Annotated in this window: 22 protein-coding genes; 6 read left to right on the top strand and 16 right to left on the bottom strand. The window is 45.3% G+C overall.

Going from position 1 to position 19217, the window contains the following annotated elements; all coding sequences use genetic code 11:
- Nucleotides 1-159: 159 nt before the first annotated feature.
- Nucleotides 160-1014 (bottom strand): M48 family metallopeptidase, encoded by an 855-nt coding sequence (locus QUB13_RS10550; RefSeq protein WP_333090476.1) that lies wholly within the window; start codon nt 1012-1014, stop codon nt 160-162.
- A gap of 33 nt (nt 1015-1047) precedes the next feature.
- Here QUB13_RS10550 and QUB13_RS10555 point away from each other — a divergent pair, with 33 nt between their 5' ends.
- The gene (locus tag QUB13_RS10555) at nt 1048-1212 is read left to right on the top strand and encodes a hypothetical protein (RefSeq protein WP_333380443.1); all 165 of its coding nucleotides are present in this window, start codon (nt 1048-1050) and stop codon (nt 1210-1212) included.
- A 320-nt stretch (nt 1213-1532) separates the two neighbouring features.
- The gene (locus QUB13_RS10560; protein ID WP_333380444.1) at nt 1533-2060 is read left to right on the top strand and encodes a DUF4330 domain-containing protein; all 528 of its coding nucleotides are present in this window, start codon (nt 1533-1535) and stop codon (nt 2058-2060) included.
- A gap of 38 nt (nt 2061-2098) precedes the next feature.
- Here the strand turns inward: QUB13_RS10560 and QUB13_RS10565 are convergent, their stop codons facing one another.
- Both QUB13_RS10565 and QUB13_RS10570 read right to left on the bottom strand, forming a co-directional pair.
- Entirely contained in the window at nt 2099-2326 is a 228-nt protein-coding gene (locus tag QUB13_RS10565; RefSeq protein WP_333380445.1) for a hypothetical protein, read from the bottom strand.
- Entirely contained in the window at nt 2323-3228 is a 906-nt protein-coding gene (locus QUB13_RS10570; RefSeq protein ID WP_333380446.1) for an alpha/beta fold hydrolase, read from the bottom strand. The genes QUB13_RS10565 and QUB13_RS10570 overlap by 4 nt, the downstream gene beginning before the upstream one ends.
- Nucleotides 3229-3741: 513 nt before the next feature.
- Between QUB13_RS10570 and QUB13_RS10575 the strand changes: the two genes are divergently transcribed.
- Complete coding sequence (locus QUB13_RS10575; RefSeq protein ID WP_333380447.1) at nt 3742-4356, top strand: hypothetical protein; 615 nt, start codon at nt 3742-3744, stop codon at nt 4354-4356.
- Here QUB13_RS10575 and QUB13_RS10580 read toward each other — a convergent pair.
- Nucleotides 4324-5265: a hypothetical protein gene (locus tag QUB13_RS10580; protein WP_333380448.1), complete on the bottom strand. Its 942-nt coding sequence runs from the start codon at nt 5263-5265 to the stop codon at nt 4324-4326. The genes QUB13_RS10575 and QUB13_RS10580 overlap by 33 nt on opposite strands.
- 773 nt (nt 5266-6038) lie before the next feature.
- Nucleotides 6039-6254, bottom strand: coding sequence for a hypothetical protein (locus QUB13_RS10585; RefSeq protein WP_333380449.1), 216 nt, complete (start codon nt 6252-6254; stop codon nt 6039-6041).
- Between the two features lie 279 nt (nt 6255-6533).
- Between QUB13_RS10585 and QUB13_RS10590 the strand changes: the two genes are divergently transcribed.
- The 3 genes from QUB13_RS10590 to QUB13_RS10600 all read left to right on the top strand — a co-directional run bounded on the left by QUB13_RS10590 (nt 6534) and on the right by QUB13_RS10600 (nt 10320).
- A complete protein-coding gene (locus QUB13_RS10590) occupies nt 6534-7421 on the top strand; it encodes an MBL fold metallo-hydrolase (protein ID WP_333090488.1) in 888 nt (295 codons plus the stop codon).
- A gap of 202 nt (nt 7422-7623) precedes the next feature.
- Entirely contained in the window at nt 7624-8841 is a 1218-nt protein-coding gene (locus QUB13_RS10595) for a bifunctional riboflavin kinase/FAD synthetase (protein WP_333380450.1), read from the top strand.
- Between the two features lie 570 nt (nt 8842-9411).
- Nucleotides 9412-10320: an AAA family ATPase gene (locus tag QUB13_RS10600; protein ID WP_333380451.1), complete on the top strand. Its 909-nt coding sequence runs from the start codon at nt 9412-9414 to the stop codon at nt 10318-10320.
- A gap of 62 nt (nt 10321-10382) precedes the next feature.
- Here the strand turns inward: QUB13_RS10600 and QUB13_RS10605 are convergent, their stop codons facing one another.
- The 11 genes from QUB13_RS10605 to QUB13_RS10655 form a co-directional block, all read right to left on the bottom strand.
- Entirely contained in the window at nt 10383-10508 is a 126-nt protein-coding gene (locus QUB13_RS10605; RefSeq protein ID WP_333380452.1) for a hypothetical protein, read from the bottom strand.
- 26 nt (nt 10509-10534) lie between these two features.
- A complete protein-coding gene (locus tag QUB13_RS10610) occupies nt 10535-11740 on the bottom strand; it encodes a glycosyltransferase (protein WP_333380453.1) in 1206 nt (401 codons plus the stop codon).
- Between the two features lie 45 nt (nt 11741-11785).
- Complete coding sequence (locus QUB13_RS10615; protein ID WP_333380454.1) at nt 11786-11920, bottom strand: hypothetical protein; 135 nt, start codon at nt 11918-11920, stop codon at nt 11786-11788.
- Nucleotides 11921-12682: 762 nt separating this feature from the next.
- Nucleotides 12683-13123, bottom strand: coding sequence for a hypothetical protein (locus tag QUB13_RS10620; protein WP_333380455.1), 441 nt, complete (start codon nt 13121-13123; stop codon nt 12683-12685).
- Nucleotides 13124-13368: 245 nt separating this feature from the next.
- Nucleotides 13369-14004 (bottom strand): hypothetical protein, encoded by a 636-nt coding sequence (locus QUB13_RS10625; protein ID WP_333380456.1) that lies wholly within the window; start codon nt 14002-14004, stop codon nt 13369-13371.
- A 2-nt stretch (nt 14005-14006) separates the two neighbouring features.
- Nucleotides 14007-15089, bottom strand: a complete 1083-nt coding sequence (locus QUB13_RS10630; protein WP_333380457.1) for an RAMP superfamily CRISPR-associated protein — start codon at nt 15087-15089, stop codon at nt 14007-14009.
- The gene (locus tag QUB13_RS10635) at nt 15086-15562 is read right to left on the bottom strand and encodes a hypothetical protein (RefSeq protein ID WP_333380458.1); all 477 of its coding nucleotides are present in this window, start codon (nt 15560-15562) and stop codon (nt 15086-15088) included. The genes QUB13_RS10630 and QUB13_RS10635 overlap by 4 nt, the downstream gene beginning before the upstream one ends.
- On the bottom strand, nt 15559-16518 hold the full coding sequence (locus tag QUB13_RS10640) for an RAMP superfamily CRISPR-associated protein (RefSeq protein WP_333380459.1): 960 nt from the start codon (nt 16516-16518) through the stop codon (nt 15559-15561). Before QUB13_RS10640 ends, QUB13_RS10635 begins: the two co-directional genes overlap by 4 nt.
- A 31-nt stretch (nt 16519-16549) precedes the next feature.
- Nucleotides 16550-17170 (bottom strand): hypothetical protein, encoded by a 621-nt coding sequence (locus QUB13_RS10645; RefSeq protein WP_333380460.1) that lies wholly within the window; start codon nt 17168-17170, stop codon nt 16550-16552.
- Nucleotides 17171-17198: 28 nt separating this feature from the next.
- Nucleotides 17199-18077: a type III CRISPR-associated RAMP protein Csx7 gene (gene csx7 / locus QUB13_RS10650; protein WP_333380462.1), complete on the bottom strand. Its 879-nt coding sequence runs from the start codon at nt 18075-18077 to the stop codon at nt 17199-17201.
- The gene (locus QUB13_RS10655) at nt 18058-19194 is read right to left on the bottom strand and encodes a putative CRISPR-associated protein (protein WP_333380463.1); all 1137 of its coding nucleotides are present in this window, start codon (nt 19192-19194) and stop codon (nt 18058-18060) included. Before QUB13_RS10655 ends, csx7 begins: the two co-directional genes overlap by 20 nt.
- Nucleotides 19195-19217: the final 23 nt, after the last annotated feature.

Raw genomic sequence — 19217 nt, forward strand, 5'->3', positions numbered from 1 at the left:
CGACAAAATCGAAATTCACTTGTTTCTAACGCACTCTACCAAATAGATTTGTTTTTTAACGAACCGCGAAGACGCAAAGATCGCTAAGTAAGAAAAGAGAAGAAAAGAAAAGAAAAGAAAAGAAAAGAGAAGAGTTCGCCTTTGACAATTAGAGAATTGCTAGGAAGATCGCAACAGTCGGTCAATTTCCAGCTTGTAAGCCGCATTATTCAAACCTTCACCGCTAGCCAGATCCGGATCGATCGCCCCATTGATGGCAGCAATCCGATCGCTCGTAGCCGGGTGAGTGCTCAAAATACTCGGTGGAGAAGACTGATTGAGCAACTTTTTCATAAAATCAACCATCCCAGATTGAGCGTAGCCCGCTCGCCCCATAGTTTCCAATCCCAACTGATCCGCCTCGTACTCAGCTTGGCGGCTGTGGGGGCGGCGCAAAGCCAACTCCACGCCAATCTGCACCGCCGCAGAGCGATCGAGCCCAGTCGCCGAAGCTACACCAGAGGCGATCGCCATTTGACGCATTTGTTTAATCGAGTGGCGAGCACTAATATGCCCGATTTCGTGGGCCATAACACTGGCTAATTCCGCTTCATTATCCGCCGCCGCCATCAAACCCTTATTCACATAAACAAAACCGCCCATAGTCGCAAAAGCATTAATATTGTCGTCATCAATCACCTGAAAAGTATAAGGAATATTAGGGCGAGTGCTTTGCTCTGCCAGCCGCTGACCGATGCGGTTGATATATGCTGTAGCAGCGCGATCTCGGTAAATTTTTACTTCTCCCCCCGCCAACTGCTGATTGATTTGTCCGCCAACAGTCACCTCCTGGCGATCGGACATATTCGACAGTTGAATAACTTGAATCCCCCGAAAAATCAGTTCCGGCAAAGAAAACGCCTGTGTTGGTTCCGGGGAAACCACCCAGATACCCGCAGTCACAATCAGCGACAGAAACAGATAAATTCCCCGGCCACAAGTATGCCGGCAAGTCAACCAAAAACTTTTGAACATAATTGATAAGTGTTAAAGGAAGGAAGAAGGAAGATGGAAGATGGAAGATGGAAGATGGAAGATGGAAGATGGAAGATGGAAGATGGCTATAACGGCTTCGCTCAGGGTGAAAAGATGGAAGATGGAGATCAGACGGCGGTTGAAAGCGGATCTACAACAACAAAGTCCCTCTCTAAGAGACTGCATAAAATAATGTAATTTCATCCGTCCGTTCTTCAACCGGCGTCGGCAGGTTTTGTTTGACTTTCTGGCGGTTTCAACCGCCCGGTATTCTTTTTTTTTTAGGAAAAATTCAAAAAGTCACTAAATCGGCAGACGAAATAGAACGCTGTTTAGTTGCTATTTTAACTTGTTGCCAAATTTTAACCACTCTCCCCATCTCCCCACTCTCCCCCTCTTCCCCATCACCCCATCACCCCTCACCGACTCTGTAAGTCCTGCGGATTTTGGGCGATCGTTGTGGTAATATCTTTTGGCTTGTACAGATACTCCTGTCGCTGTCCGTTTATAGGCGATTTATGAAAATTTTAGATTCTCAAGGCCGGCTGTTCGGCAAACTCAGCATTCTAGACGTATGTGCCGCAATGATTGTGCTGCTAGTTGCAGTCGGCATCTTCTTTTTTCCCGGCACATCGGGCGGTTCCGTCGCCCAAGTCGGCGGCGCTAGTGTTAAATCTGTAGAGATTGATGCAATTGCGATCGGACTCAAAGGCACGAACTTCCCAGATTTGTTCAAAGCTGGCGATAAAATCAACGTAGTTATCCGCAACCAGCCCGCCGGTCAGATTACGATCAAATCCGTCAAAACTATCACCAGAACCCTCGCAGTTCCCCAGCCCAACGGTACCCTCAAAGCTCTCCCCGATCCCCGAGAAGAAGAATCCTTCAGCAGAAATATGATGTTTACCCTAGAAGGAAAAGGTCAAATTACTGACAACGGCCCGGTTTTAGGAAATACGAAGGTTAAAATTGGCACCACCCTAGAACTTGAAGGCAAAAAATACATTTTCAATGCCAGCGTCATCGACGTGCGAGTCAAAGAATAGTCATTAGTCATTAGTCATTGGTCATTAGTCATTGGTCATTAGTCAGCAGTCATTGCTAATCGGGAAGGGGGAAGAGGGAATTCATATTCCTTCTTCCCCCTTCCTTTTTCCCCCTTCCTTCTTCCTTCTTCCTTCTTCCTTCTTCCTTCTTCCGACGGACTTACATCCGTTACATCCGTTACATCCGTTACATCCGTTACATCCCGTACATTGCTCGTTGCCGAACTTCCTTCTTGCTTCTTCCTTCTTCCCCCTTCCTTCTTCACCCTTGAGAAAGCACCCTTAAATATTGTCGAATTAAGCCAACAGTCACAGCCGGAATTTCCAACTGCGGAGTCAAACCCACATTTTCCAAAGATTGAAAAACTTTGATTGCTTCGGGGTTGAGATTGGCCAATCGCTGGCCGATATCCGGGCTGGTAAACTGCGATTTTTCTCCCCAAATAATCGCAGTCGGGGTTGTTAGCTGAGTGATGTACAGCGACAAATCAAAGCACAAATCTCCCCGCACAAAAGACAGGGCGGCATATTCTGCATTTGGTTCTAAGGCAGATTCGAGGTAAGCATCGACAATTTCTTGGTAGACGCGGCGCGAATCGGCAAATTGGCGCTGTTCTAAGAAGCTGCGAATCCCGCCGTCTGTGGCGATGCCCGTACTGTAGAGCAAACGGTCTAAAATTGGTGTGTTGACTAGCTTAGCGAAGAAACTGCTGCCGTAATCCTGTCCGAAGTCCGACAAACCGCTTGGTGTTGTCAAAATAAGCGATTTGAACAGATCCGGGCGGGCGATCGCCGCTCGAATCGCGATCGCCCCTGTCAGCGAAGAAGCGATCGCATCCGTCGGACTGTCGCAAGTTTTTTCCAGAAATTCAATCAAAGTTGTGATATAATCTTCGACTTGATAATTTCTCGGCGGATGTTCCGATCGCCCCCAACCGATTAAATCCGGTGCTAAAATTCGATATTCCGCTGCAAAAGCCGGATAAACTTTCGACCATTCGTAGGCACTAGACCCGCCCCCAAAACCGTGGAAAAATACCAAATTCGGTTTGTTTTCAGATGCCGGGGCAGACAATTCGAGCCAAGGCATTTTTTCAGCAGTGTAGTATACCATTCTGCCGAGAGAAGTAACTATCGATCGCTGACCGAAGCCGAGGGGCATAAGCATAAGTAAACCTCAATCGCTATTAGATTTTAGATTTTCCTCCGCAGCCGGGCCTCAATTTAAAAAAGTTGCAAAGCTAGCGGAGTTTTTGTAAAGATTAAGTATTGATTTCAATCTATTTTAGTACAAATCAAGCCTGAAACTACGGACAGCAACTAAGTTTTGCGATTTTGGGGACTTTTGCCCTGTAGTTATCTTCACCCTTGCTTGCCTACCGTCGATCGGAGATAATAGCAAAATGATGGGTAAGACCCCTCAAAAGCACCGAGTCGGTTCGCCAAGCTCGAAAGCAGGAGTATTCGATTTCGCTTTTAAACCGACCGCTGGTTTGCTGCCGTGAGCCAATCACGAATAATTAATTACCATATTTTGCGGAGCAGTCGATTTTGAGGTTGAAAGTCCTTGTTAGAGGCGATCGGTTTTCGATTCCGGCGTTGCAGGTTTGGCAATTTCCCGCCTCGCCACTATCAATTCCCAAACACCAGAAACAACCAATTTCAGGGAGATTTACTAAAAATGCAACTGCTCAGGAAACGGGATCGCGAGGGTTTTATGGTTGACGCACAGAGTCTTCGATCGGACGGGTTTGCAGAATTTGATACAGCCTGTCGAAGCATGGATTTAAACGGCAAAAAGTCTTTAGTCGCCATTCCCGAACGATCGGGCGCTGGGCCAGACGTGCGATCGCGCGCCACGGTACCGGCGATCGTCCGCCTAGCTTTAGAAGATTTGAAATGCTTTGAAGTAGTAGAACACCAGTTTGCACATTGGGGGGTGACTTTTAGCAATACTGTAGCCATCCAACCTTCAAACCCAGCATTTTTCACCAGTTTTGGGAGAACAGTGCTAATGGGAGCGCCAAAAAGCGGATTGATAGAAGTAACTTTCAAGCATCCTGTTCGCAGCGTGTCAGGACTTGTCACCAGTTCGCGGCGAACTGTTTTATCGGCTTGCGACATTGACGGACACCCAATTGTTCAGGATGAAATGCCTGCACCGAATCTGGTAGGCTCTAATTCTCCGATCGCCCCTAGCACTCCCCTGCGTGTCAAAGCTCCGAATATTCATCGAATTACTTTTTATGCTTTTGACGGTCAGCTAATAGTCGATGACTTTATTTTTGGATTTTGAACTGGTGCCATAGGTATCATCCCAAGTCTGCAAACCTTCGAGAAGGGCATTGCGGACTAAAGCTTCCGGTTCTTGACTCAGCATCAGGCGAAAGCACTCGGCAGCGCGGGTTAAGGCTATCCTGTTCCTTGGCTTGGCGGGCTGATTTTTGACAAAACTCCGATGGCCAAACCCACCGTTATTTACCAAATCGGTCATTTGCCGCACTGCAATCAAACGCTTCACGGGGTCAGCATCGGTCAAATCTGCCAGGATGCGATCGACCGTGGCTTCATCTTTTGAGGCTCCCATACTCAGCGCTTGTCGCAGCAGCAGCCCTGCAATGGCGATCGTGCCAAAGTTTTGCAAAATCAGGCTCGCAGCCATCCAGTGGCTGCTTGAGTCCGCCCAAATCGCCAAACTCATGTAAGCGCCCAAGGTAGCAATGCCGCCGGTGCCCGCTGCTAAAATAAACCGACGGTTCGGGCTATCCCAAAATTGCTCGACTTGCGATCGCAGCAATTGCCACTCCCGCGACTCTCCTCGGTAAACCAGCATCATGGCTGCGATTCCGAACCCTGTCGAAAACAGTAACTGACTGTTCCACAACGCCCAAATTGCTGCCAGGGTGATAACTGTCAGCCAACCTTTCGATCGAGTCAAACGATCTAGCAACCACTTGACAAAGCCGATAGAACCCACAGGCGATCGGGCCCGATCAGTCTTGGCCTCAGCCCGGAAATATCTTGTTTGGGCAGTCTCTGGGAATCCTCTAGAGCGATCGTCCAGACTGAGCTCTCTCAAACCTCGCGCATCAGTGATATCCTCAGACAGGTCGAGGGGGGGGAGCTTACTGAGTTGCCAAGTGCGATCGGATATTTGCACTGGCGATCTATTCAGCTTGGTTGTAGTTTTTTTAACTTGATTCATAGTGACTTTTGGATAAATAACTTCAAGTTATCCCGGCGTTTTTAGCACTGATTTAAATGCTAGGCAAACAATACTCTGATACTAGACTTGAGTTGCACTCTGCATCGCAGACTATATTCATACCATTTAGAAAAAAGCTTGCTACAAGAGAATATTTGAGTGTGTTTGGCCCACCTAATGTGTAAGGTGCGTCGCACGAGATATCTGGCATGAAATCCGAGGAATTGTTCTCCTGCGACGCACCCTACAGCTACGGCTTTGCAGGATTTTGGAAAAATGGTATCAATTATCTGCGTCGGTCGGTGTCGCTCCGTTTGAAATGTGGGGTCAACTGATCTATCGAATATTGATGCAATCTTGGTCTCCTTTATGATATCATCGGAAATTAAAACCCGTCGTGGTGAACACCTCAACTGCGCTGAATTCCCAGCCATCATTACAAAAAATCCAGCAATTGCAGATTGTTAAAAAAAGTACGAATACAGGTCAACAGCGAATATTTCTGACTCACTTTTGAGACAGTGCGGGCGATCGCACCGCGCCGCGGGCCGACAAGCAGTCCCCCAAAAAATACGCGACGCAAATTTAGCCTTTGGGGCCTGGGCCCGGGAAATCGTCGCTGTGCCCGGATGTCCAATCGGGCTGTGTTCGCAGGTTGAGCGTTTGGATCGACAGCCGCAGGTGAAACCCCAGAATTGCAACAGTATTGTGGGAAAATCCATAGCAGGATCGTTCCTAAACTGCTAAGATTTTTGAATAAGAATCCGAAATAATCAAGTCTGGTAAATTAGCCGTAATTCTAGTATGGGGCAGGAAGCGTCGCGCCCGATCGCCAACCAACCCAGATATCTCGATATTACGGTCGATCGACCCGAAATGATAGCATCCAAGCCGCTTCCGGTGGTTCCAGCCCGTAAACCTGCAGCGCCAAAACCGACTGCAGCAGCTTGTACCGGCAAGGGCGGAAGCAGGAGAAATATAGACTGCAAGACCAGACTCAGGCCCAAGTTCTGCTTCAAATTGTGTCTGCAAGGGTTAGGCTAGTGAAGAAAAGAAAATAATAGTTGCGATCGAGACTTCATCAGTCTACGTTGTAATTTCTTATCCTGTCGTCAAGCTCAACAGTTTTAGATTCTCTGGCAAACGAAATGCTTGACACCGATCGTGCAAAACTCGACAGTCAAAGAACAGAGGTTTGACGGCAAAGCCCTTACCAATATGTAAACATTTTACCGATGGCTCGCCGGAGTAATCTTGCAGGAAAACCCATGTCTAGTATGCAAAACCAATTCACGGTTCACTTCTGGGGCGTTAGAGGTAGCATAGCCTCTCCCGGAGCCGAAACAGTACGTTACGGGGGCAACACACCCTGTATAGAAATGCGAGTGGGTGAGAGCCGCCTAATTTTTGATGGCGGTACTGGATTGCGGGTTTTGGGACAAACTCTCCTGTCGCAGATGCCCGTAGAAGCTCATATGTTTTTTACTCACTCCCACTGGGATCACATTCAAGGATTCCCATTTTTTGTCCCCGCTTTTCTTAAGGGTAATTGTTTTCACATCTATGGGGCAGTGGCTCCTAATAAGGCTACGATCCAGCAGCGGCTAAACGACCAGATGCTTCACCCCAATTTTCCCGTGCCTCTGCAAATTATGGGGGCCGACCTGAAATTTAACGATATAGAAGTGGGCAAACCGCTGGAAATCGGAGACATCAAGGTGGAAACTGCTTTGTTGAACCATCCGGGGGAAGCTATGGGCTACCGGGTGAACTGGCGGGGCTATGCGGCGGCTTACGTGACTGATACCGAACATTTTCCCGATCGTTTAGACGAAAATGTGCTGTATTTGGCTCGGGATGCTGAGGTGCTGATCTACGATGCTACTTATACTGATGAGGAGTATTATGCGGAAAAGTCTAGCAGGGTTGGCTGGGGACATTCGACTTGGCAGGAAGCGGTGAAGGTGGCAAAGGCTGCTAATGTCAAGAAGCTGGTGATTTTTCACCACGACCCGCTACACAATGACGAGTTTTTAGACAAGGTGGGAGAGCAGGTGGCTCAAAGGTTCCCGAACAGTTTGATGGCGCGGGAAGGTTTGTCGTTACAGTTGCTGCCTCCGGGTGAGATATCTGAAGAAGTCGGTGCAAGCGCCTAAAGTGCTTCTCTGAGGGATTTGAGATTGGCCTGCAAGTTCTGAAATCTTGAGGTCGGAAATTTCAAAGTTATGGCTGACCTTACTTACCTAAAGACGAGCTACGAGACTCTCGCAGCGCGAGAGTCAATTCTTTAATCTTTAATCTTTAATCTCAAATCGACGCTTCGATCGCACGCGGGCTAATTATGTCAAAATGTAAAGCGTGTTGCTAACTTCTTCCTGTACCGCTGCTCTGACTCCAACTGCCGTTGCCTTGGGAAACTTTGATGGTTTGCACCTAGGGCACCGACAAGTCGTGCAGCCAATTTTAAATCGATCGCCTAAATCAAATTCTGCGACTGTTTCGGTGTCGGCGCAATCCTCGCGCTCCAACCCTGGCCAAGATGCAAATTTGGAAAGCAAACCTCCGGTAAGCTGGGACAACGACTCAGCAGCACCGCCCGATACAGCCGACAGCGGCCTTAATTTCAATGGTTCGATCGCCCTCGGTCAGGCTGTGGGTAACAGCTTCTCTGGGCTCGATTCTGATGGGGTCGATAGGCTTTACAGCACTGTGCTGACATTCGATCCGCACCCGCAAGAATTTTTTACAGGTAAACCCAGAAAACTGCTGACACCTCTGGCCCAAAAGGTAGAATTGCTCGCAGCAATGGGTGTTGAACAACTGGTACTGCTGCCGTTCGATCGAGAACTGGCGGCCTTGACTGCTGACGAGTTTGTCGAAAAAATTCTGGTGCGACAACTGCAAGCGAGTCGAATTAGCGTGGGGGTTGATTTTCGGTTCGGGCGGGGACGCGCGGGGACGGCTGTGGATTTGCAGTCGATCGCCTCGGGTTACGGTATTGATGTGACTCTGGTAACGCTGCACAATTGCGATGAAGGCGATCGGATCAGCAGTTCTGCCATCCGAGAAGGTCTGGCATCCGGCGACCTCAGAAAAGCCAATCAGTTGCTGGGCAGACCCTACACTTTAGTCGGGACTGTGGTTGGAGGACAGCGACTCGGCAGGACGATCGGATTTCCTACTGCTAATATCGAACTGCCGCCAGAAAAATTTTTGCCTTGTTTTGGCGTGTACGCCGTGCGAGTCTCGGTGAAAAATGGAGTAGAAAATATCAAAGATCCAAATTCTTCCTATAAGTGGGAAAATCCGCAATCTTTAATCGCCGAAAAATCGTCAAATGTATCATTCATAAATGGAGTGATGAATATTGGCCGCCGCCCGACGGTAGACGGTTTACAACTCACTGTAGAAGTTCACTTGTTAGATTGGTCGGGGGATTTGTACGGTAAAACCTTGAGCGCAAGTTTGGTAGAGTTTTTGCGACCCGAACAAAAATTCGCATCTCTGGATGCTCTCAAAACTCAAATTCAAGCCGATTGCGATGTTGCTAGAAAGGTTTTAGCTGCTAATGGTTAATATATCTATTGCACAAATATTGGTTAATCCAAATTTCGGACGGGCTAGAAGCCCATCCCACATTTTTTTTGTTGTGGGATGGGCTTCTAGCTCGGACGAATCATGAATTCATTGTGTACAGTTTTACTGGGGCGATTGAAATCGCGCCTACACAAACGAAGTCCTAGCTGAGAGGAACTAGGAATCAAAAACAATGAAAAATCAACAATTAGCAAAGTAAATCAACGTAATTAACATAAAATGGGGAACGCTTAAAAAGCTGGCTGTGTATTTCTTCTTCCTTGTTCCTTCGGTCTAAGGACTAAGGACTAAGGACTAAGGACTAAGGACTAAGGACTAAGGACTAAGGACTACTGACTAATGACTAATGACTACTGATATCAAATCCGGTAGCATCGGAATGATTCAGATATATATTCTCGGACTCTGTGTACTCTGCGTACTAATAAGGTTAAATCATTCCGATGCAAGCGGAAACGATATGACTACTGACTACTGACTACTGACTACTGACTACTGACTACTGACTACTGACTAATAACTAATGACTTCTACTTAAAAATCAGGGATATGAGAGAACACATTGAGCGGCTCAAACAAAATCTAGGCAAGACGATTGTAGGAAAAGCGGATGCTATTCGCTTGGTGCTGGTAGCCGTGCTTTCGGGCGGGCACGCGCTGCTGGAAGACGTGCCTGGTGTAGGAAAAACGCTGCTGGCGAAGTCTTTGGCGCGATCGATCGATGGGAAGTTTCAGCGGATTCAGTGCACTCCCGATTTGTTACCGACAGATATCACTGGTACTAATATTTGGAATCCCCGCAGCGGGGAGTTTGAGTTTTTGCCCGGGCCAGTTTTTGCTAATGTTTTGCTGGCTGATGAAATCAACCGGGCGACACCGCGAACTCAGTCTGCTTTGCTGGAAGTGATGGAAGAAAAGCAGGTGACAGTAGACGGAATTTCTCGGAGTGTTCCGGCACCGTTTTTTGTGATTGCTACTCAAAACCCGATCGAATATCAAGGCACTTTTCCGCTACCGGAAGCGCAGATGGATCGGTTTACTTTGTCTTTGACTTTGGGCTATCCCGAAGCGTTGGAAGAGTTGCAAATGTTGGAACGGCTGTCTGATACTTTTGCAGTTGAGGATTTGCAGCCTTGTATTTCTTTATCTGAGGTGCAGGAATTGCGCCGCTTGTGTGCTGCGGTGAAGGTAGAAGGCTCTTTGAAGCAGTATATTGTGGATTTGGTGCGATCGACCCGCGAGGATGAAGAGATTACTCTGGGAGTGAGTCCCCGGGGTGCGGTAGCTTTACACCGGGCGTCCCAGGCTTTGGCGTTTATTTCCGGGCGGGATTATGTTACCCCGGATGATGTGAAGGATTTGGCACCGCACGTACTTTCTCACCGATTGATTCCGGCGGGCGGAAGGAAGGCTAAGGCGATTGTTGATAAGTTGTTGAAATCTGTTCCTATTCCTTAAAAAGCATTGGGATTAATATTATCCACAGTGAGGACACGGCAATGCCGTGTCCCTACAATTAATCAGGCGATGGTGACATCCGAGTGGAGTTCGTGATTCTTTTGGAGTAGGGAAACGGCATTGCCGTGTCCTGAGTTGCTTGTTTTATCGGGAGAAAGATTGATTCTTTTGGAGTAGGGAAACGGCATTGCCGTGTCCGAATTGCCTTTTTAAATCACTCAATAGCACTCTCAAATAGTGCAACTAATTTTTTGGCTTCTAAATCGACATTGTGTTGTTTAGCTACCCGTTCTGCCCCTATTTTCCCCATTTCTTCTAGCTTTTCTAAAGGTGCTTCCAATGCCGCGCGCATGGCAACAGCTAATGTTTCTACGGAACCGGGAGGAACTAACCAACCGCAAACACCGGGTTCTACGAGTTCCGGGATGCCAGCAACATAGGTGCTAATTACGGGCCGATTCAGAGCGAGGGCTTCCATAATTACGACGGGTAAACCTTCGGCAAAACTTGGCAATACCATTGCGCGGGAAGCTAAAATTTCTTGCTGAACTCGATCGCCACTGGCCCAGCCGGTAATTTCTATATGGTTTTGCAGATTGAGTTGTGCAATCTGCTGTTCAATTTCAGCCCGCAGCGGCCCGTCTCCGACAAATACCAATTTAAACTCCAAGCCTTGAACTGCTAGCTTGCTGGCGGCTTCTAGCAATAACAAATGACCTTTTTGTTCGCTGAGCCTGCCGACACAAACTAAGCGGGGTGCTGCGGGTATGGGGACGTGCGGGTGAGCTAAAAAGGCTGCATCAACTCCGCAGTGTATGACGTGGATTTTTGACCAATAAGTGCGATCGCACCACCGAAAAAGCTGACTTTTGCCGAAGGAACTAACTGCGGCTACAAAGGTCGATCGTTTAATTTTTTCGTCTAAGGAAAGAAGTGTCGCTTTATCAAATTCTTCGGGGCCGTGAACGGTGAAACTGTAAGTCGGGCCGCCAAGCACGCGGCACAGCATGGCAACTGTTGTGGAATTTGTACCGAAGTGAGCGTGAACGTGTTCTGTACCGGATTCTGCAAACCAATTTAAAAGAATGCAAGCTTCTGCTAAATAAGCTAGATGCAGCAAAATCCCGCGTTCCGAGTGCCAGCCAACTTGGAACATTAACTGCACAGCTTGGAGGAATCGAATTGGTCTAGTTGCGCCAGTGCGGAGCAAACCCCACGCTAACCCCTGTACGCCAACTCCTAGGATAACTTTGGTCAATTCTTGCTCTTCTTTGTCGCCCTTGTCAACGAGTTCTGACTCGCAGGATCTGATGGAGTAACGCCCGACTTTGATGCCGCAAGTTTCGACGGCTAGGAGTTCTCTGCGGACAAAGCTGTGGCTGACTTTGGGGTATTGGTTGACTAGATAGGCGATGTTCATGAAGGGGGGGAAATTTTTGTGATAAAGCTCTAGATTAGTCTAGCTTTATGGATGTGCGGGGCGATCGCTTTTGGTGGGATCGGGGCGGTGAGGGCGATCGATTAAAGTCCCCTTGCGGGGAAGAGGTGAAAACTGAATCAACTGTTCAATCACCAGCCAAGTCAGAAAAAGCAGAATCAAAATTGCTGAGTTCTTTTTTCAGATCCTCATCTGTATAACCCAATGACTTTAGCTGTTCCAAAAAAGTAAGATGAAGTAAAGCGAGTTGAACTCGCGTTTCATTTTTTGCCCTTCGCTCTGGTGTCATCCGCTCTCGTAATACACTAAAAGGCTTTGTTCTCATATCTAATCTTAACTTGTGTTCACTTTCATATTCTTATGGTGGTGAGGAGTTTCCAATTTACAGAAATGCTTTATTCTGATATCAACTCTTCTTCCCTAAGCTCTTGTAACAGTTGGTCATAGAGCCGATCGGCTGTCAGTACATTTTCCTCATACCAGCGATCGATTCATTAAAGTCCCCTTGCGGGGAAGGCGTAACGACTGACATAAGTTATGCAACTGTTCAGTCAATCTAGAGGCGTGTTTCCATCCCCTTGCGGGGTAATCAAATAAAATCCTAAAAGTTTTAGGAACACTTGTCGCCTCTAGTAACTTAGATAATATACGTAGTTTATACAAAAGTCAAGTGCGTATCAGCTACCAAAAAATCGTGGTTTTAAATACTGTTATAAAAATTATAAAAACATACATTTTAAACGTCAAAAATATTATTGATTGCACAATGCAAAATTGTGGGTGAGCGTTACCTCACCCATCTGTATTTTCTTGCATGAATCTTTAGAAGGTTGAAGCATTTACGTATAAAGACTCTAGATATCCTCCTATACCTAAGCGCAAATGCTTCATCTCCAAAGATTTAAATCAATTTTTGCAAGAAGCTTACTTTACTTGATATCCTAACTTGATATCGTGTACGGGTGGTGAGGCGCTGGAATTTTTGAAAGCGTGGTAATCTCGCCAAAGTTGAAAAGAGTGATTAGCAGCACCGGTGATGCCTGCTAAAATTGTCACTATTGCCGCGAGCTTCTGTAAATCACGAAATTTTATGTACTTGTTCTTCGAGGTAGGCTTGCTTAAACTTTTACCCGGTTTTTCGCCTTGTATAGGAAAATGGAGATCGTCCGGTGGCAAGCTTTCCGATACAGTTAACTTGGCTGAATCTGCTGGTAGGTGAGATTCGGGCGTTGCTGAATCTTTTTTCATGTCTTGTGTGTCTTCTAAAAACGTCTGACTGATTGCCTTAACAGGTGCATAAGTTATGTTGGTAGAGCCTACCTGATTATTGTTATCAGGTAAATCCGGTTCTTTGAGCCTATACATAGGTCGATCGCTCCAAAAAGTATCAAAGTTTAAAAGGTTGAGATTAAACTCTCAACCTTACTTTTCATATTACACTATATATTACAGTCAGAACAAGCTGGATATCGATCGATATTTGGCATTGCTGAAGCGAGGGAATGAAATCCGCAGGGACAACCCCCTCGTTTCCCAAAACTGTGATAGCGTAAGCAGGAAACACGACCCTTAACCCAAAATCATCCGACCTTCAGCAACGCTCAATATTTTTATTCACAGCATTTGACTTTTCTAAGACTGCCATCTTCCTTAAGGTCTAAAATTTCAACCTGAACCACTTGGTCTTGAGAGAGAGATTGTGCCTTTTTAGGCTCTTTTTCCGTCAGCTTAATAGTTCCCAGAATTTCATAAGTTACCTTATTTCCTTTTACGGCAATAACGGTAGCTTCCAAGATTTGACCAATTTCAAACTCTTGAGACTGCATAACTTGAGCAATTTCCGCTTGCCGCGCTGACTCGGCTACTGGGGCAAAAATTTCCTCAATTGGCCCAGCTTCTCTGTAATATCTCATCAGACGTGCTGACCAACCTAAAATTTCCAGCATCTTCTGAGGATTGGTTTGTTCGCTTTGAAGATACTTGGTGCAAGCTTCGTCAATATTCCAGTAATAGTCAGATGTTTTTTTGCTGTGACCGATTTGTCTGCCATTACTGACTAAGGTTTTTAAGTATTTGAAAAATCTAGTTCCCGCATTGGGCTCATTGACTGAAGCACGAAGATAGCCGATCGCCTTTCCCAATTCATTTACATCGGTTTGTTCTTTGACCAGAGTTTGCGCGATCGCGTGGGCAATTTCCCACTGGTTTTCGGTCAAAGATTCTGTCACTAATTCAGTATTTGACATCTTTAATACATTCCTGTTGGCGGTTCGCGATCGGTCGGATATTTTAACACTTCAGCCAGTTCTTGCAATTGAGTTGCTTGCACTAAACTAGAATGAGCAGCTTGAATATTTTTCTGCATAAACTGTTGCATTTTTGTGCCAGTCATGCTGTCAGATTCAGCAGGCTTGTAGGAGGAATAGCGATCGCGCAAATCTCCCTTATTCTGCAACACTTTTGCTGCTGTTACCTCCACAGTCATTGTTCCCATGCCGATCGGCTTCCCGCCGCCAACCTTCAGGGCGATCGGATACTTTGGATCTTGCCCCAACACAATCAAAAGCGTTCCTAACTCTGCTGCTGTTAAGTTTTTGAATTGTATCTGTGTTTTGAAAGTATACTCTTTAGCCGCTTGCTGAACAGTAATTCCTTGATTTTGACCTTTGTCGATCGCCCGAATTGTGTGATAGTAAAACTTGCGCCCTGCTACGTTGCCTCTTGCGTCAAAATATGCTCGTCTTTGATCGGGACGGGGACGATATAAAGATGGCATAAATCCCGTAGCAAAGCCCGTATTTTCGCATTTAGCATCGCTGAATTCAATTAGCCCTTGCCAATCTAAGGCACCGAATACTTGACTTGCCGGACAGAGTTCTTGTTTATTTTTACATGGCAAGCGTTCTTGCGGAATTTTATCTCTGTATCTTGATGTAATTACTGCTAAAGTGCTGTTAGTAATGGCTTCGTATGCTGACCGGATGCAGCCTTTGAGAGAACTACCTTGAATTGATAACTTTTGATCAATATTTTGAACCATTGTTTTGATTAAAGGCACGCGACTGCCTATGTCGCTACCCATGACAACTACGCCTGTAGAGACGTGCAAAGTTGTCTGAACTTTCAAAGTGAGAAACAAAGTTCCGTGCAGGCGATCGCCCAAATATTTGTGATGTCCTGCCGGAGGTTTTTTGGGCGGGCGTTCCTTGGGAAAACTAATTAATTCATAAGGTTTAGGTACTCCCATTTCACCAGCATAGTTATTAGAAACCGGGCTACTTGGAGGCGGCGGTGTAGAACCTCGGAGTTTAGGTACGGGATTATTAGTCATTTTTTACTCCTGACGGTGAGGGCGACAAACTGAACGGTGGCAGTTCTTTTGTCTTGAAAGTATCGCTGACCTATGCTAATATCGTTAGACTCGATTTTTTCATCATTTTTTCCTTTATACATAAAAGTTTTAGGGAATTTTGGTTCGTTAAGGTCGTGAAAGTAAGCAGCGCGATCGCAATATTCCCAATTTTTGCCAATCGCCTCAAATCCTTCTAAATCCGCTGCAACGCTGCTTAAAAGTAACGCTTCATATGCACTTCCCTGCTTTTTCCAGCGCAATTCTCGATCGCTATCAAACATTTGCCCTTCAAAACCGGGGAAAAACTCATCGGGTAATTTCATGCAAATGCCGCTGACTGCGTGGGGCGATCGCACAAAATAGTAACTATCCTCAGTTGCTAACTTTTCTAGCAACTTTTTGACTTCATCTGATGATAAGCGCGATCGAACGTATACAAAACCTTTGTTCATGCTGCGGCACCTGTTAAAAGCTTACTCCAAGCACAAACTGCACATTTAAATAAATTCGGTACACCAGTCTCACCGTCGCCTTGCCATTTTAGCTGCACTCCAAAACCTAAATCCATCGGTTCTGCAGCCATAGGAGTTTGTTCGCGATCGGGTTTGGAAAAGCCATATTTTTCGGCTTCATCAGCCTCTAAAAACTCTCCCGCACCCAGCAAGAAAGCGTGTCCCCAGTGACCTGGCTTTACTATTTGTTGAATTTGGTGATTGTTTTCATCTAATTTACAACCTGGATATTGAACAGCGGCTTCGTTATACTTGACTGTCACCGTCCCCAAACCGCGAGATTTAGCAAAACCGATCCCAAACCAGCCATCATTTAAGTCTCGCAAAACTAAGCCAATTAAACCTAATTGTGCTAATGAAAAGTTTTTGAGATGTATTTTAGTGCGAAATTCTCCGGCTGTGCAGACTTGATAGTTAAACGGGCCCACGGCTACGGAACCAAAAACGCGATCGATCGCTACTCCATTACGTTCTTGAATTTTGACTTGTTTTTTATCAACTGGGTAAGCATCTTGGATTCTCAGTCTGCTAGCAATTGAAGTATTACCAAATAGTTGGTCTGTAAAAGAAGATAATTTGTAAATATCGCTGGATGATTTTTTCTTTAAGTAATCGTAGTTGTCACTCAGCGGATCGTTAGCCCAGAGAATGTCTGGATTATTAGGATTGCTATCTCTACCTATTGTTCTGACAATTCTCTCAGCATGAGCACGAATAGCACCTTTTAGGGAACTTCCCGGTAGATAAATTGACTTTCCTCCTTCGTGGTAAGTCTCGACAAACTCCATATCCGGTTTAGTTGGATCTGCCCCTTCTTTGCCGGATTTTATCAAAATTGGCCCGTCGGGAATGAGAGTTAAGTCAATGGTACAGTGGTTGACAAATCGTTTGTGCATAGTTTAATTAAATTGAAAAAAGTTGTAAAATTTAAGCAGCTACTAAAGTATTTAGCTGCGATTCGCACTGTTGAAATACATAATTGACAGCAGCAAAAAGTTTATCTAACTCCTGAAGGCTGTAAAAATTGATGTTTTTGGTAAATAGCTGCCCTTCTAGCTGGCCAAATTCCCAGTTTTTGCCATTGGAAACAATACCTAAAATAACGATATGTAATTCATCATTCAGTCGCTGTGCTGCAATCATTTCAGCTAGGCATTGCGCCCACCCTTCATCAAATTTGTCTTGTTTAGCCTCAACCAACAGAAAATAAGGTTTTTCAAAAACGAATTTTCCTAAAGGAGAGCGTTGAGCTAAAATATATTCAGGAAAACCGGACAGATTTTGGTCGTAGGTAAGAGATTTATGGCTCCATAAAACAAACTTACTATGATAACGTTTCCAAACTTCTTTGAGAACTGGATATATCAAGTTTTCGCACACAGCAAACTCTGAATTGTCCACAACTGCTTCCCGCATCATAAATTCTAAGTCTTCCCGAAAATAGTCAGGGATACTAAACTCAGTTTCTCTGATAAAATTAGCTTGGGTATAAGTCACCTGAAATTCTTGGAGAACTTCACCGATATCTTTGTAATTACTGAAACCCATATTGACCTCCTGTGTGCGATATTAGGTTTTAGCCTTGAGCTATTTGATTTGGAGATGATTTAGAAATGTTATTGTTCAGATGTTCTATCAACTTTTGCACCCACTCATCTTTATAGTCGGCTGCATCCTCATAAGCAGTTTCATCTCCCATCACTAACTTTTTTAAGTATTCCAACAAGAATTCGGGATGATCTTCGACATCAACCCAGCGCATTTTATCAATTTCTAGTTTAACAACTCCTAAGCCGCGCGATCGCCCGCCGCCCAGCGGAATTTGTTCTGTCTCGAATTGGTGCAAACCTATCGTTAACAAGCCCAATTCGCAAGGTTTAGCATTTTCGACAACCGCTTTAAAATCAAAGGGAGTACCTGCGGGGACAACTTGAAAGTCGTAAAGCTTCCCGTCGGCGGCGGTTTCGGTGTCTCTGTCAATGGCTACTCCATCTCGTTCTTGATATTGTCCGAACCACGCATCGGGTTGTACGGTTAAATCGCGGACTTGAAATTTGCTGGCTATCCAGGGAGTGCCAAATAAACTGCCAATATCGTCTGTTAGGTCGAGCAGTTCTTGTGTTAAATTCAAGTCATCATTTTTGTATTTTACTTTTAAATCTTTGACTTGATTGTTTCTAGTTGAACTTGTGTAGTTAGCCGGATCTTCGGCTAGATTTGGGTCGATACCTCGGAGGAAGCTCTCTAAGCGCGATCGTAGCGCACCTTTAAAACTTGATCCGGGAATCAAAGGTTGACCCAAAGCATCTTTGATTACGGGTAAATCGGAGCCAATTGGTTCGGTGGAACGTCCGGCACTAATGCGGAGTGCTGTGATTGTTGTCAGCTTTCCTGTGATTTCTAGTCGGTTTTTGAAAGTGTCAAACATAAAGGGCTTAGGGGTTATTGTTGACATAATCATGCTCTCCGTAGTGGCGTAAATATAGAGTGCCTTCTCTAGCAATACAACTTACACGCCTACCTTTGGGTAGATCGAAATGGTCAATATCTTGATGCTGGCCCACATAGCGTCGCAGCCGAAATATACCATCTTGCCTCATAGCGCTGATACCATCTCTATGATTTTTTAGCAGACAAGCTGCCCTCGCTAGATATTCTTGCAGGATGATTTTTTCATGAGCTGGTTTAGCTTCATAATCATCCAGAAAACTCTGATGATATTCTAACTTGGGAAATTGAAGCGGTTTTTCTTTTGAAAGCAGTTCTTTTTTACATTGCTCCCAAAGTAGCTCACCCCATGCTGATAGAGTCATTTCTTGTCCATCAACTAAGATCCATTCTTGAGGAACTTTTTTAGCTTCTTCCCAAGATGTACGTATTTCCCCCACCTCCATCATTGCTAGTTGAACTTTATAGGGTTCAATCTCTGACACATCAACCTTTACAGGCAGCTTGGGAATTTTGATTAGTTGATTCGATCCCTCGAATACGTAAATAATTTCATCAGCATAAAACATTCCGATTGTATTGAAATAGCCTTGCAGAGCCTTGAATCCACCGACAAGATTAAAGCAAATTGTGTAGCGGCTATTTTTACAGTCTTTGATAATTTCTTGCATCGAAGGAATCAATTTTGCCATCCCTTCGACAAAAATATCGCTGCTAGCAGTAGAAAGTCCCGGCTGAGCATGGGTACTTATATTAGTTAATCCCTTGCTCTTTAAAAAAGACTCAACTACTTCAGCCGAAACTCTACCTTGTGCAGTATCAGTAGTAACTAATAAGTGCATATCTGGTATGCCCTGCTCTATTTGCTCATTGTACAAACCATAAATACCATTTAGTTCTGCGCTAGCTTTTCGGATTTTATCAGTATTATTACTAGACAGTTCTTGTTCTGCTCTTTCCTTCAATTCTGAAATAATTTCTTTAATTGTTGGATCGTCTTGGATTTCATTATCGGTATAGTTTGCTGTTTGCTGTAGTCTTTTATAGTAATTGTCATCTATCTCTGGATCGATCTGGTTAGTTAACACGCTAGTACCAACAGTGGAAATTACGAGTCTAGCCATAAGTTTGTACTCCTAAGTAATTG

The organism is Microcoleus sp. B4-D4 (assembly GCF_036705185.1).
GTDB lineage: Bacteria > Cyanobacteriota > Cyanobacteriia > Cyanobacteriales > Microcoleaceae > Microcoleus.

Coding starts and splice junctions, on each gene's coding strand:
- QUB13_RS10630 (WP_333380457.1), bottom strand. CDS start 15,089: ATGACTAATAATCCCGTACCTAAACTCCGAGGTTCTACACCGCCGCCT.
- QUB13_RS10635 (WP_333380458.1), bottom strand. CDS start 15,562: ATGAACAAAGGTTTTGTATACGTTCGATCGCGCTTATCATCAGATGAA.
- QUB13_RS10645 (WP_333380460.1), bottom strand. CDS start 17,170: ATGGGTTTCAGTAATTACAAAGATATCGGTGAAGTTCTCCAAGAATTT.
- QUB13_RS10560 (WP_333380444.1), top strand. CDS start 1,533: ATGAAAATTTTAGATTCTCAAGGCCGGCTGTTCGGCAAACTCAGCATT.
- QUB13_RS10640 (WP_333380459.1), bottom strand. CDS start 16,518: ATGCACAAACGATTTGTCAACCACTGTACCATTGACTTAACTCTCATT.
- QUB13_RS10655 (WP_333380463.1), bottom strand. CDS start 19,194: ATGGCTAGACTCGTAATTTCCACTGTTGGTACTAGCGTGTTAACTAAC.
- QUB13_RS10575 (WP_333380447.1), top strand. CDS start 3,742: ATGCAACTGCTCAGGAAACGGGATCGCGAGGGTTTTATGGTTGACGCA.
- QUB13_RS10620 (WP_333380455.1), bottom strand. CDS start 13,123: ATGTATAGGCTCAAAGAACCGGATTTACCTGATAACAATAATCAGGTA.
- QUB13_RS10580 (WP_333380448.1), bottom strand. CDS start 5,265: ATGAATCAAGTTAAAAAAACTACAACCAAGCTGAATAGATCGCCAGTG.
- QUB13_RS10555 (WP_333380443.1), top strand. CDS start 1,048: ATGGAAGATGGAAGATGGAAGATGGAAGATGGAAGATGGAAGATGGAA.
- QUB13_RS10600 (WP_333380451.1), top strand. CDS start 9,412: ATGAGAGAACACATTGAGCGGCTCAAACAAAATCTAGGCAAGACGATT.
- QUB13_RS10590 (WP_333090488.1), top strand. CDS start 6,534: ATGTCTAGTATGCAAAACCAATTCACGGTTCACTTCTGGGGCGTTAGA.
- QUB13_RS10605 (WP_333380452.1), bottom strand. CDS start 10,508: ATGCCGTTTCCCTACTCCAAAAGAATCAATCTTTCTCCCGATAAAACA.
- QUB13_RS10570 (WP_333380446.1), bottom strand. CDS start 3,228: ATGCTTATGCCCCTCGGCTTCGGTCAGCGATCGATAGTTACTTCTCTC.
- QUB13_RS10550 (WP_333090476.1), bottom strand. CDS start 1,014: ATGTTCAAAAGTTTTTGGTTGACTTGCCGGCATACTTGTGGCCGGGGA.
- QUB13_RS10610 (WP_333380453.1), bottom strand. CDS start 11,740: ATGAACATCGCCTATCTAGTCAACCAATACCCCAAAGTCAGCCACAGC.
- csx7 (WP_333380462.1), bottom strand. CDS start 18,077: ATGTCAACAATAACCCCTAAGCCCTTTATGTTTGACACTTTCAAAAAC.
- QUB13_RS10625 (WP_333380456.1), bottom strand. CDS start 14,004: ATGTCAAATACTGAATTAGTGACAGAATCTTTGACCGAAAACCAGTGG.